The sequence below is a fragment of the Algibacter agarivorans genome (assembly GCF_039543245.1).
GTDB lineage: Bacteria > Bacteroidota > Bacteroidia > Flavobacteriales > Flavobacteriaceae > Algibacter_G > Algibacter_G agarivorans.
This window is the reverse complement of sequence record NZ_BAABJJ010000038.1, coordinates 61,706-75,015: the sequence shown is the minus strand read 5'-3', so window position 1 is coordinate 75,015 and position 13,310 is coordinate 61,706. Positions and strand designations below refer to the sequence as shown.

Annotated in this window: 14 protein-coding genes; 9 read left to right on the top strand and 5 right to left on the bottom strand. The window is 32.5% G+C overall.

Annotated features, from left to right (window positions below; translation table 11 throughout):
- The first annotated feature begins 92 nt into the window (after positions 1-92).
- Positions 93-1,856, top strand: coding sequence for a sulfatase-like hydrolase/transferase (locus ABD935_RS13675; RefSeq protein WP_345192862.1), 1,764 nt, complete (start codon positions 93-95; stop codon positions 1,854-1,856).
- Between the two features lie 15 nt (positions 1,857-1,871).
- Here the strand turns inward: ABD935_RS13675 and ABD935_RS13670 are convergent, their stop codons facing one another.
- The gene (locus ABD935_RS13670) at positions 1,872-2,474 is read right to left on the bottom strand and encodes a trimeric intracellular cation channel family protein (protein ID WP_345192860.1); all 603 of its coding nucleotides are present in this window, start codon (positions 2,472-2,474) and stop codon (positions 1,872-1,874) included.
- Positions 2,475-2,798: 324 nt separating this feature from the next.
- Positions 2,799-3,518, bottom strand: a complete 720-nt coding sequence (locus tag ABD935_RS13665) for an RDD family protein (protein ID WP_345192858.1) — start codon at positions 3,516-3,518, stop codon at positions 2,799-2,801.
- Between the two features lie 188 nt (positions 3,519-3,706).
- On the opposite strand from ABD935_RS13665, the gene ABD935_RS13660 reads away from it, so the two are divergent.
- The 6 genes from ABD935_RS13660 (at position 3,707) to ABD935_RS13635 (ending at position 10,205) form a co-directional block, all read left to right on the top strand.
- Positions 3,707-4,696, top strand: coding sequence for a stage II sporulation protein M (locus ABD935_RS13660; RefSeq protein WP_345192856.1), 990 nt, complete (start codon positions 3,707-3,709; stop codon positions 4,694-4,696).
- A 38-nt stretch (positions 4,697-4,734) separates the two neighbouring features.
- A complete protein-coding gene (locus tag ABD935_RS13655) occupies positions 4,735-5,421 on the top strand; it encodes a hypothetical protein (protein WP_345192854.1) in 687 nt (228 codons plus the stop codon).
- Positions 5,418-6,623: a DUF4350 domain-containing protein gene (locus ABD935_RS13650; RefSeq protein ID WP_345192852.1), complete on the top strand. Its 1,206-nt coding sequence runs from the start codon at positions 5,418-5,420 to the stop codon at positions 6,621-6,623. The genes ABD935_RS13655 and ABD935_RS13650 overlap by 4 nt, the downstream gene beginning before the upstream one ends.
- A gap of 2 nt (positions 6,624-6,625) precedes the next feature.
- On the top strand, positions 6,626-7,696 hold the full coding sequence (locus tag ABD935_RS13645) for an AAA family ATPase (RefSeq protein WP_345192850.1): 1,071 nt from the start codon (positions 6,626-6,628) through the stop codon (positions 7,694-7,696).
- Positions 7,697-7,761: 65 nt separating this feature from the next.
- Positions 7,762-9,093, top strand: a complete 1,332-nt coding sequence (locus ABD935_RS13640) for a DUF58 domain-containing protein (protein ID WP_345192848.1) — start codon at positions 7,762-7,764, stop codon at positions 9,091-9,093.
- A gap of 173 nt (positions 9,094-9,266) precedes the next feature.
- Positions 9,267-10,205: a hydrogen peroxide-inducible genes activator gene (locus ABD935_RS13635; protein ID WP_345192846.1), complete on the top strand. Its 939-nt coding sequence runs from the start codon at positions 9,267-9,269 to the stop codon at positions 10,203-10,205.
- Positions 10,206-10,241: 36 nt separating this feature from the next.
- Here the strand turns inward: ABD935_RS13635 and ABD935_RS13630 are convergent, their stop codons facing one another.
- From ABD935_RS13630 to ABD935_RS13620, 3 genes are all read right to left on the bottom strand, one after another.
- Entirely contained in the window at positions 10,242-10,439 is a 198-nt protein-coding gene (locus ABD935_RS13630) for a hypothetical protein (RefSeq protein ID WP_345192844.1), read from the bottom strand.
- A 127-nt stretch (positions 10,440-10,566) separates the two neighbouring features.
- Positions 10,567-11,367, bottom strand: a complete 801-nt coding sequence (locus tag ABD935_RS13625) for a TIGR00266 family protein (protein WP_345192842.1) — start codon at positions 11,365-11,367, stop codon at positions 10,567-10,569.
- Between the two features lie 401 nt (positions 11,368-11,768).
- Complete coding sequence (locus ABD935_RS13620) at positions 11,769-12,224, bottom strand: DUF4442 domain-containing protein (protein WP_345192840.1); 456 nt, start codon at positions 12,222-12,224, stop codon at positions 11,769-11,771.
- 140 nt (positions 12,225-12,364) lie between these two features.
- Here ABD935_RS13620 and ABD935_RS13615 point away from each other — a divergent pair, with 140 nt between their 5' ends.
- Entirely contained in the window at positions 12,365-12,730 is a 366-nt protein-coding gene (locus tag ABD935_RS13615) for a hypothetical protein (RefSeq protein WP_345192837.1), read from the top strand.
- 26 nt (positions 12,731-12,756) lie between these two features.
- On the top strand, positions 12,757-13,203 hold the full coding sequence (locus ABD935_RS13610; RefSeq protein WP_345192835.1) for a DUF4870 domain-containing protein: 447 nt from the start codon (positions 12,757-12,759) through the stop codon (positions 13,201-13,203).
- Positions 13,204-13,310: the final 107 nt, after the last annotated feature.

The following is a 13,310-nucleotide window of genomic DNA, read 5'->3' as shown; positions in this document are numbered from 1 at the left end:
GGCAAAGCTAAAAAATGGCAGAGCCTTTAAAACATGACCACCGTCAAAGACGGTGGTTTTTCAATGAGAAATGAAACTTAGGTATAACAAATATGACTATTTCAAAATTGGCATTATTATTAAGTTGTTTACTAATATATAGCAAATGCAAACCACAATCAACTACTCCAAAAACCAAGCAAAAACAAAATGTAGTATTTATTTTAATTGACGATTTAAGTTATTTAGGAGTTACAGCTTATGGTGCAAATAAATTAACTTCTAACAGTGGTTTATTTGAAAACGTAACATTTGAAACACCAGAAATGGATAGGCTTGCCAATGAAGGTGTCATGTTTAACAATGCACATGCTTACCCGTTATGCGAAGCTACCCGTATTGCTTTAATGTCAGGCAAACACAACTCTAGAAATTATTTACGGTGCAAATCCCAACATGCATCAGATATTACGTTTGGAGATGTATTTAAAAATAACGGCTACGCAACTGGCATGTTTGGCAAATGGAAACAAACTAGAGGCACAAAGGAAATCCCAGGAAAGGATTATATTTTTGAGTTTGGTTGGGACGAGTTTACCTGCTTTGATGTTATTACAGAAGGGCAACGATTTATCAATCCTAATTTGGTGAAAAATGGAAAAATAATGAATTATGAGGGCAGAACCGATTTAGACCCAGAAACTAACAGACGTTGGTACGGACCCGATATTTGTAACCGAGATGCTTTAAACTTTATTGATAAAAATAAAGACAAGCCATTTTTTCTATACTACCCCATGTTATTGGTGCACGATGACCATAAACCCACTCCAGACACAAAGCCAAATAGTATTTTCGACAATTTTGATGAAGCTAATAACAATCGAAATGGACACACAGGTGATGACCAGACTTATTTTCCAGATATGATAGCATATACAGATAAACTTATTGGGAAAGTTATAGATAAATTAGAGGAACATAATTTGAGTAATAATACTTTGGTAGTGATTATGGGAGATAACGGTACCAAAGAAGCATTTACTCACGTATTCCCAAATGGCGACACCTATCCTGCAAGAAAAGGAGGCACTTCGGATAACGGGACACATGTACCACTCATTTTTTATGCACCCAGAGAGTTTCCACAACACGCAACATACGACGGCTTAGTAAATCTTACAGATATATTTCCTACTATTTGTGACGCAACAAATATTGAAATCCCAAGACAACAAGATATTGATGGGATTAGTTTTTGGAATGAAATAAAAACGGGCAAACAAAAACACCGTGATGTCATTTATACATGGTACAACGCAAATAACAACTATACTGACGAATCAAAATTACTGAAATTCGCATTCAATAAAGATTTTAAATATTACTCACCTACCAAAGAATTTCCAGAAGGCAGGTTTTTTGATTTAAGAATTGACCCATTGGAACTTAATGGAGACCATTATGAAAAACGCGGGTTTGGAATAAAACTTTATAGCGGTTTAAAACTAAATAATCTTAACAAAGAACAGAGAAGTGCTTATTTATTTTTGAAAAAAGAAATTGAAAAGAACAATTATGTAGATGTTGAAAGTTTAAAAATAAAGGCTTCCAAAAACACTTTAAAAACTGGAGAAACATTACAACTTAATCATGTCATCACTCCAAATAACGCTACTAGAAACAATGTGATTTGGCATTCTGAAAACCCAGAAATAGCAACAGTGGACAAATTTGGATTACTCACTGCTCATAAAGTTGGCTCAGTAAAAATTAAAATATATTCTTGGGATGATGCCTATCCGCAATCTGCAAATACACCTGTTACATTTAAAACAGATGGTATTCAGGATATGGTTGAAATTAGTGTTGAATAGAGAATTGAAACAGCATCATGTTTTGTAAATTAAGGGTAAAGCTATTTTAAACTTCACTGCTAATAACCTTGTTACAATAACAACAATCCCTGCGATTATAAAAACAATATTATCTTGGATTGGAATTTCACTTAACAAAAAGTATGTGATTCCACCAAGTATACAGGCGGTGGCATAAATTTCTTTTCTAAAAATAACGGGGATTTCATTACACAACACATCTCGAATAACGCCTCCAAAACTGGCAGTTATAGTTCCGAGTGCAATACAAATAATAGGATGTAACTCTGCTTGGATACCTCTTTCAATGCCCACTAAAGTATATAAACCAATACCTATGGTATCAAACAAAAACAACGAGGTTCTTAAATAATTAATCTTGCTTCTGAAAATGATAGCAAATACTGCTGAGGCTAAAATCACATATGTATATGTGATGTCTTTCATCCAACTTACAGGTGTATCTCCAATCATTAAATCGCGTAACGTCCCTCCTCCTACTGCCGTAACAAATGCAATGATTAGGATTCCGAATACATCCATTTTTTTATTAATAGCAACTAATACGCCAGAAATAGCAAAAGCAATGGTTCCTAAAATATCTATGGTGTAGAACATGGTTTCTTAATTCTGTTAAAACATTATTGTTAGTTACTTTTATTCTTAATAGCTACTCATTGCGTTAGGGATTGCAGCGGCATCCTTTTTAAAATTGACCAGAACTAAATTAGCTCAAGTAAATAATAAACAGATAGCCACGTCGCACACGCCTCGCTATGACGATTTAAAAAGATATAGCGTAAAGCCCGACCTTTAGGTAACGCCAAAAAATTAGAATAAACTCATTTCATAAATTCCCTATTTTCACTCAAAAGACCCCGAGACTATGCTCGGGGTGAGTGATTCGCACAATTTTTATAAAAATAAAAATTGGCTCTCTACTCACATATCTTGGGTATAAAAATTATAATCCTTTAAAATAACTTCAATAAACTCCATATCGCTTTTTTGTTTCACATCCTTTATACCGACAACTTCAATAATTTTGGTTCTTAATTTAATAAGTGTTTGATAATCTTTTGAGGTTCTTGCCGTGCTAAAAGTATCCTTTATAATTCTAGCATCATTGTCAGATAATTTAATCACATTTGGATATGTTGGCTTATAATCATCTCTTAAATTTTCTAAAATAGTATGGCTAATTTTCACAGACTCCTTTAAACCTATTACTGCGGTTCCTGCTGCCATATCACCCAAGCGTTGGGTTTTGTTATTAAATAGCATCACAAAAAAACCTAAGCCTAAAATATAAATATCCACAATTCTAAAAAACCATCGCACCGCATAATCAGAAAAAAACGCTTGGTAACCTTCAATTTTAACGACTCTAATTTTCATAACGCGCTTGCCTATAGTCTGTCCTTGTAAAAAAGATTCTAGAGCCAAAGTATAAAACATAACAGGGAAACTTAAAACGGTATTGATGCCGATTTGAGACCACTGGTCCATATTATCAAACGCTCCAAAAGTCCAATTTAAAACCAGCATATAACCAATTTTAATAGCCATATCTATTAAAAACGCCAATAAACGCTCTCCTGCCCCTGCTGCATTAAACGCTATTTTCACATTTTGGGTCGTGTTAATTTGTAACTCTGACATTTTATATATTAATTTATCAAATATAAGAACTCATTTAATCTTTTTGGATTTAGGCGAAAATTAATCATTTTCGCAACCAGTTGAAGACTTTTTAGAGTTGCATAGCATCGTTACGGAACGTGAAAAAGACAAAAATCGGATGCAAAAGGACAATTTTTTAGCAAATTTAAAGAGTTTAAACGAGTTCAATGAGGGAAGTTGCATTTATCAAGCAAAATAAAGAAAAATGGTTGAGTTTTGAAAAAGCAGTCATTGATAATGATTTTGAAGACCCTGACAAACTTGCTTCACAATACATCCATTTAATTAACGATTTAGCCTACGCACAAACCTACTATCCTAAAAGTAAGATTATTGCGTATTTAAATCAGTTGGCTGCTAATGCGTATCAAAAAATATACAAAACAAAACGAGAGGATACTAATAGGATTCTAGCGTTTTGGAAAACCGAAGTCCCTTTAATTTGCTATAACTACCGAAAATATATTTACATAGCTTTTATCATCTTTTTTGCGTTTACTTTTATTGGTGCTATTTCTGCTGCTAACGATGGTGAGTTTGTACGCTCGGTGCTTGGCGATAATTACGTAAACATGTCTTTAGAGAATATTGAAGCTGGAGACCCTGTTGCCGTCTATAAAAGCGGTAGTAATTGGGGCAGTTTTATTGGCATTACAATTAATAACCTAAAAGTTGGGATAATCGCTTTTGTATTAGGTGTTTTTTTAGGTATTGGGACACTTTACATCATGTTTAAAAACTGTATTATGCTGGGTTCCTTCCAATATTTTTTTTATGAAAAAGGGGTGTTCTGGGAAAGTGTTCGTGGTATTTGGATTCATGGTTCCATGGAAATATTTGCTATAGTCATTGAAGCTGCTGCTGGATTAATTTTAGGGGCTAGTATTTTATTTCCAGCTACACATTCCAGATATACCTCATTTAAAATAGGTGCCAAAACGGGCATTAAAATTTTAATCAGCACCTTTCCGTTTACCTTTTTTGCAGGGTTTCTAGAAGGATTTGTTACGCGATACTCCAACATTATGCCGCATTGGTTATCGGTTGGTATCATTTTAATTACGCTTAGTATTATTAGTTACTATTATTTAATTTACCCTTTTAAAGTTCAGAAAGACATCACAAAAACCCCAATTTTAAGTCCGTCGAATATTTGAAAATTACCAGACTACATATATGTTATTTTTTACTTTTGATGGTTTGCAATTATCAGACTTCCTCTGGCATAAACACATTACAAGAACCTGAGCAAATAAGACAATTTGACGAAAATTTTAAAGAACGCTACTCCAGTAACAAGTACAACTACGAAGGTAAAGGCATAGTCACTCAAACTCCAACAGGCTCGGGTAATTATGAAGATTATAAAAAAGCTAAAGACCGGCGAAAAGAAGGTAACAATTCTGATAATCTCACTATAGACTTAGGACCTTTTAGCTGGCTATTTCATCTAGCTCTTGCCATTGCTGTGTTTTATTTAGTTTACATATTACTCAATGAAGGTGGCACGGGTTTATTCTCTCATAATAAAAATAAACCCATTACTACTTATGAAGATATAACAGCCCAGAATATTGAAAACGCAGATATTCATTCCCTAATAAAAAATGCTGAAAAAGACAACAATTACAGATTGGCCATTAGGTATTATTATCTTCTTGTTTTAAAAACATTAAGCCTAAAAAACCATATCAAATTTGAGGACGACAAAACCAACAACGAGTATTTAAATGAAATAAACGGAAAACCATTCAGCACTGAATTTGCATATACGTCCTACTTATACAATTACATTTGGTATGGGGAGTTTCCTGTAAATATTGACAAATACAACAAAGCAAAGCATCATTTTTTAACCCTTTTAAAACAGGTAAAACAATGAAGAAAGTTGCACCTGTATTCATCATTATTGTAGCATTAATTGTTACAGCAGCTGTTGCTATTGGCATAAAACGCACCAAAACAGTAGACTGGGAGGAGTCTTTTGATGAAAAAAGCAACAAACCTTATGGCGTAAGCATCTTATACAAGGAATTGCCAAACCTGTTTAAAAACCACAAGGTAAGAACCGTTTATCATCAACCAGCTAGTTATCTAGGAGCAAATTCTGAAGATGGTTACGGTGAGCATGTAGCCAAAGGGACTTATATTATTATTGGTAATTCTGATTATTTAGAAGATGATTCGGTAGATGAATTATTAAATTTTGCAGATACGGGAAATACTTTATTCATTTCAGATTATAATTTCCCTCAAAAAATCCATGATACGTTAAATATTGATACGGATTATATTGCAAATGAAAAAGATAGCATATCCTATCAATCATTAAAACATTTCAATTTAGAAGATATTATTATTGATAAAAATGAAGGTGATATGTTTTTTGCCAGTTTCGACAGCATAAATTATAATGTTTTAGGTTATTCAAAAATTGATTACAAACATGTTAATTTTATTGAAATCCCTTTTGGAAAAGGTCAAATTTACCTGCATTTAGAACCAAAAGTCTTCACTAACTATAACCTTTTAAAGGAAAATAGATATAAATACGTTGAAGGCATTCTTTCCCATTTACCTGAAACCGATGTGTATTTTGATTCGTATACCAAAATACAATCGGGTTACGATGGCGATGTGGAAAAAGAATCTAATCTCAGTTGGTTTTTAGAGCAATTGTCTTTTAGATGGGCATGGTACACCGCTATTATTTTTGGAATCTTATTTATGATTTTTAACGCAAAGCGAAAACAGCGCGTTATAAGAATTATAAAACCTTTACAAAATACCACCGTAGCTTTTGTAAAAACGGTATCTAACTTATATTTTGATACTCAAGACCACAAGAATTTAATAGATAAAAAAATAACGTACTTTTTAGAAAAAATACGAACCGACTTTAATTTAGACACTTCAGTATTAAATGAAGTATTTACTGAAAAGCTTGCTACAAAAACGGGAAAGAAAAAAGAAGACGTAAAAAAACTAATCGATTATATAAATTGGTTACGATCTAAAAATGAGTTTTTTGAAGAAAACTTAATAAAACTAAACAGACATATAGAAGCATTTTATAACAAATAATTATGGACGAAAATAAAGAACCCCAAGATCATCAGGATTTTCTACCAAAATCAGAAAACGTTGTATCATCCATTGATGATAGCGTTTTGGAAGACACCAATGATTTGAAATTTCAAAACCGATTGGATTTATCTGAACTTCAACAAAGTGTTGAAAAAATAAAACAAGAAGTTGGTAAAGTCATAGTTGGACAAAAAGATATGGTGGATATGCTAATTGCTTCGCTTTTAGCTAAAGGACATTCGCTTATTGAAGGTGTTCCAGGAGTGGCAAAAACCATTACCGCTAAACTTTTAGCTAAATCTTTAAGTGTGGGTTTTAGTAGAATTCAATTCACACCAGATTTAATGCCGAGTGATATTTTAGGGACTTCTGTTTTTAATCTTAAAGATTCGGAATTTGAATTTAAAAAGGGCCCTATTTTCTCCAACATGATTCTTATTGATGAAATTAATAGAGCACCCGCCAAAACACAAGCGGCTCTGTTTGAAGTCATGGAAGAACAACAAATAACCATTGATGGTAATACATTCAAACTAGGTTTGCCTTTTATGGTTTTAGCAACACAAAATCCTATTGAACAAGAAGGGACATATCGTTTACCAGAAGCACAATTGGATAGATTTCTATTTAAAATAAATGTGGATTACCCTAATTTAGAGGAAGAAATAGAAATAATTTCTAGAGAGCATCAACTCAAAGAAAAAGTAAAAACAGATGTAATACCATCTTTTTTAACCGCCAAAAAAATCTCAGAATATCAAGATTTAGTAGCGCAAGTATTAGTTGAAGAACATTTGCTTAAATACATTGCGCAACTTATTGTAGCGACCCGAAGTAACCCATTTTTATATCTAGGCGCATCGCCAAGAGCATCTATTGCTATTTTAAAATCGAGCAAAGCTTTTGCTGCTATGGCAGGTCGCGATTTTGTAACACCAGAAGATATAAAGCACGTTGCAATACCTGTACTACAACACCGAGTTATTGTAACCCCAGAACGCGAAATGGAAGGTATAACTAGCAAACAAATCATTAAGCAAATTATTGAAACTGTTGAGATACCGCGTTGAAAAGAGTGTTAAGTCAAAGTCACAGTTTTCAGTCATACTCATCATCACAAAACAACTAACAAAATTTGAAATTCTTTAAACCATTCTACATACAGCCCAGGTTTTTCTATGCCGGTATTGGTATTGTGGTTTTGTTTGCATTAAGTTATTTCATTCCTGTTTTATTTAATATTGCACAACTTTCTATTTTAGTTTTAATACTACTATTCCTTTTAGACCTCCTTATTATTTTCATTGGGAAAAATAACATTGAAGCCACAAGAATTCTACCAGATAAATTTTCAAATGGCGATAAAAACTTAATAAAACTAAACATTAACAACAACTACCCTATTTCAATTCATCTTGAAATAATTGATGAAATACCGGAACAATTCCAGGTTAGGGATTTCAAACTAAAAGACACCATTCCATCTAGAAAACCTAAGACTGTTCAATATCATTTAAACCCTACCGAACGCGGTGAATATTATTTTGGAAGCCTTAACATTTACGCTTCTTCTATCTTAAATATCGTTGCAAAACGGTTTACTTTTGATGAAGGTGCCATGGTACCAACGTATCCAAGTTTTAAACAATTGAAGAAGTTTGAACTTTTAAATATTAATCAGAATTCATTGGAATACGGACTAAAAAAAGTGCGTCGCCTTGGGCATTCCATGGAATTTGAAAAAATAAAAGACTATGTTTTAGGTGATGATTTACGTACTATCAATTGGAAAGCTACGGCCAAGAAAAACCAATTGATGGTGAATCAGTTTCAAGATGAAAAATCACAACCTGTGTATTCCATTATTGACAAAGGGCGCATTATGAAAATGCCTTTTGAGGGTTTAAGCCTCTTAGATTATGCTATTAATGCAACACTTGTTATTAGCAATGTAGTATTAAAAAAGCATGATAAAGCAGGTATGCTTTCTTTTTCAAAACGGATTGAAAACGTCGTAGTTGCTGAGCGGCGAAGTTCTCAAATGCAACTCATTTTAGAATCACTTTACAAAGTTAAAACAGATTTTTTTGAAAGTGATTTTAGTAGGTTATACGGAAGCATCAAAAGACATATTACCCAGAGAAGTCTTATTTTATTGTACACAAACTTTGAAACTTTAGATGGCCTAGAAAGACAACTGCCTTACTTAAAAGCCATTTCCAAAAGTCATTTATTAGTTGTTATTTTCTTTAAAAATATCGAGTTAAATGATTTAATTAAAAACAAGGCAGAAACCGTTCAACAAGTTTACGATAAAGTGATTGCTGAAAAATTTGCTTTTGAAAAACGTCTCATCGTTAACGAATTAAAAAAATACGGTATCTATTCTATTCTCGCAACCCCAGAGAACTTGACCATAGATACCATTAATAAATATCTTGAAATAAAAGCTCGAGGGTTGCTTTAGTTTTTTGTCCGTCGAATCTTGAAATAGCTGAATCAAAACCGACTTTCAATTGAAGTCGAATATTTTTCAGGGTATTTTTATTTTAACTCTACTAAAAGTTTAATCTATAATTAACAATTATATCCATAAATTTTATTGATAGTTTTTATACTTTAGCGTTCTAAATAATTATCATGACAATTACCCAATTATATTATGTTTTGGCTGTTGCCGAAAACCAGAACTTCACTAAAGCTGCCGAAAAATGTTTTGTTACACAACCTACATTAAGTATGCAGATACAGAAACTTGAAGACCAACTAGATGTTTTAATTTTTGATAGAAGCAAAAAACCTATTGAACTTACCGATATTGGTAGAAAAATTGTAACACAAGCCAGAAATATTGTAAACGAATCCTATAGAATCCAAGATATTGTAGACCAGCAAAAAGGCTTTATTGGTGGCGAATTCAAATTAGGAATCATACCAACGGTTATGCCAACGTTACTCCCTATGTTTTTGAAAAACTTCATTAAAAAACACCCTAAAATTAAACTAAAAATTGAGGAGTTAACTACAGAAGAAATAATTACTAGAATTAAAGATGGACATTTAGATGCTGCTATAGCCGCCACACCTTTAGAAGATGATAGTATTAAAGAACGTGTTCTTTATTTTGAGCCTTTTGTAGGCTATATTCCCAAAGGACATAGACTACATGCAAACAAAAAAATAGACGTTTCAGATTTAGATATCAACGATATGCTTTTACTAGAAGACGGACATTGTTTTCGTGATGGCGTCATTAATTTATGTAAAGCTTTTAAAAGTCATTCTGATGACCAATTTCAATTAGAAAGCGGAAGTATTGAAACACTAATAAAATTATCTAATGAAGGTTTAGGCATGACATTGCTACCCTACTTACATACCTTAGATGTTAATGATAAAGAAAAAGAAAATTTGCATTATTTTAATGCACCCTCTCCAGCAAGAGAAGTTAGTATCATTTATCATAAAAGTGAATTAAAAATGCAAATAATTGAAGCTTTACAAGATACTATTTCTGGAATTATAAGAGGTGCTATTGCTTTTCAGAATGTAAAAATCATAAGCCCGCTACCTAAATAATAAATATTAAAAAAGCGACCTTAAGGTCGCTTTTAATTATGCTTTCAAATAAATTAAACATTGATTTAAATCAGGGTTTTGCCGTACTAAAGACTGAATAAAAATTTTAAGCTCTTCAATCTCATAAGGTAATAAACGTGTTAACGCCTTTTGTACTTCTTTGCAAAACAACGTGGTATCAAAACTAACTTTGTTAAGTATAGTTTTTGTGTACTCTAGCATTGCTCTAGCCATAATTATGTTAAGGTTTTTTAGGTTTGAAAATAAATTTCAGATTTAATAGGCTATTAATATCACTTTATTGAACACTAAAATTAGTGAAAAATTGCCCAACTTTTATGTTTTTAGTTGAAATTAACATTTAAAATCTATTATCGCCATCCAATAAATCGCCTAAACCACCAAGAATACTGCCTTCTCCTTTACTCTTTCCACCGCCTCTTGGATCGGATGCTAGAACACGACCAGCAAGTCTGCTAAAAGGTAAAGATTGTATATAAACCGTTCCAGGTCCCTGAAGTTTAGCAAAGAATAAACCTTCGCCTCCAAAAACAGTGTTTTTAATGCCTCCAACAAATTCTATATCATAATCCACAGATTGATCGAAACCTACGATACATCCAGTATCTACTCTTAAAGTTTCTCCTGCTTTGAGTTCTTTCATAGCCATGGTGCCTCCTGCGTGCACAAATGCCATACCATCACCTTCTAGTTTTTGCATGATAAACCCTTCGCCTCCAAATAAGCCTCTTCCTAATTTTTTAGAAAACTCAATACCTACGCTTACACCTTTTGCCGCACAAAGGAATGCATCTTTCTGACAGATAAACTTGCCTCCAAAGCGTGTTAAATCTATTGGGATAATTTTCCCTGGATATGGGGAAGCAAATGATACATTACGCTTTCCTGTTAGGTTGTTGTAAAAGGCCGTCATAAACAAACTTTCCCCTGTAAGGATTCGTTTGCCTGCGCCTAATATTTTGCCTAAAAAGCCCGAATCTTTTTGAGAACCGTCTCCAAAAATGGTTTCCATTTTAATACCATCGTCCATCATCATGAAACTTCCTGCTTCGGCTACAACGCCTTCTTGGGGGTCGAGTTCAATCTCTACGTATTGCATTTCTTCGCCGTAGATGCGATAGTCTATTTCGTGTGATGTCATATTGAAAAGGTTTATTCGTTTAAAGGTTTAATTGTTTATATGTTGACTTGTTTATAGTTTTGTTACAAAATCAACTCTTAACTTTGTTGCCCTATCAAAAATTAAAGATAAACATTTCTAAATTTCGCATAATAAAGACTTCGTTATTAAATGCACCAGCTGCGCAAAGCCTCCCGACTTTGAGCTATATTATTATTCTCTATACTTCTTATTCTTTTAATTAATTATTTCTTATTCGTTATTTGTTTGTTAATGTTCTTCAAAGTCGGGAGACTTTGCAGAGCGACTAACTGGTAACTATAATATACAGCGTTCCTTTCCTATGAAACTAAATATCTTGATCTTTAACGTGAACAACTGAATACTGTGACTGAGACTGAATACTGCTTGCTGCAAACAGCCTACAGTTTTACTTTAACACTCCATTCAAAATTAAAAGTTGAAACTTCTACACCTTCTTCATTCGTACCAATAGATTGCATCCAGAACGTTTGACCTTCACCAGTTTCAAGAGCTTTTTTTATAGCTTCATCTATTACTTTACCTTCATTACATATGAAGGTGATTTTACCTGTTGCCTTCTTTGTAAATGTCGAATTATTTGAGGCTACTAACATGGAAATAGCTTTATCAGACGCTTTTGTTTTAGCAACCAATAATGCTCCTGTAGATAATTCTGCAGCCATTCCTTGGACAACCCAATACATAGATTTAAAAGGGTTTTGATTAATCCATTTATGTTTTACTGTTACTATACATTTTTCGTTATCTATATATTTTGCTCTTACCCCACATAAATAAGCCGAGGGTAATTTAAACATATTAAATGCATTTACTTTACTGGGAGTCATTAGCATAAACTATTATTTTTCTACTAAGTTATGAAATAATTTCACATTTGTAAATGTTAAACTTATGTTAATTTTTAGTACTGTGCGTAACAAAGTACCTTCTTTTAGACTTATCTTTGTATAAGAAACTATTATATGATTTAAAAATGATAAATAAAAAAGCGTTTATTGGTATCTTCTTAATCTTAATCTCTATATACAATTGTTCAAACACTAAAGATGAAACAAAGTACATAACCCATTTGAGAGATGAAATTACAAAGAACTATAATTTAAAAGAAATTAAAATCGAAATCGTTAATGATGAGACTTTAACCATTTTGTTAAAAAATTCAAAATTCAAAGATTATAGTAAAAAAGAGAAACAAAAGATAGCACTACAAATGGGACAATTAGCTTTAAAACTAAGAGGAAATGAAACTGAAATAGAAACAGGTGAATTAATATTTATAAACGACTACAGTGATTTAGAAGAAGAAAGCACAAAACCTGATTCTTTTAAAATGTACTAACAAAATTAACATCAATCATCAAAATCATGTTAGATAATCATCAAAAAAACATCGCGACATTTATTCATTTATCAACTTTTAGTAGGTTTTTTATTCCGTTCGGAAATTTTATTGGCCCTATTATTTTATGGAGTGCCAATAAAGAGAAATCGGAATTTATAGATACTCATGGAAAGCAGGCTATAAATTTTCAAATTAGTGTTTTTCTATATGCAGTAATCTTAGGCACATTGACTATTCCGTTTTTTGTTTTTAAGATTTTTAACGGTATTGACTTTATAGATTTTCATGGGTTTGAAAGTTTCCATATTAATATAGGGAAGCCTTCTCCTCTACTTTATATAGGTGGCGCTCTAGGTGTTTTAGCTGTTATTGGATTTATTATTGAATTGGCTTTAATAGTTGTAGCTAGTTTGAAAGCTAGAGATGGGCAGGTTTATAAATATCCGTTTACCATTAATTTTTTAAAATGACCCAGTATTTATGATAGCCTAATAGATAGCAGATATGTCCGCGTTAGGGATTGCAGAGGAAAGCCCGACCCTTGTGGTAACGCCCAAAATATAAATTAGAACTAAAA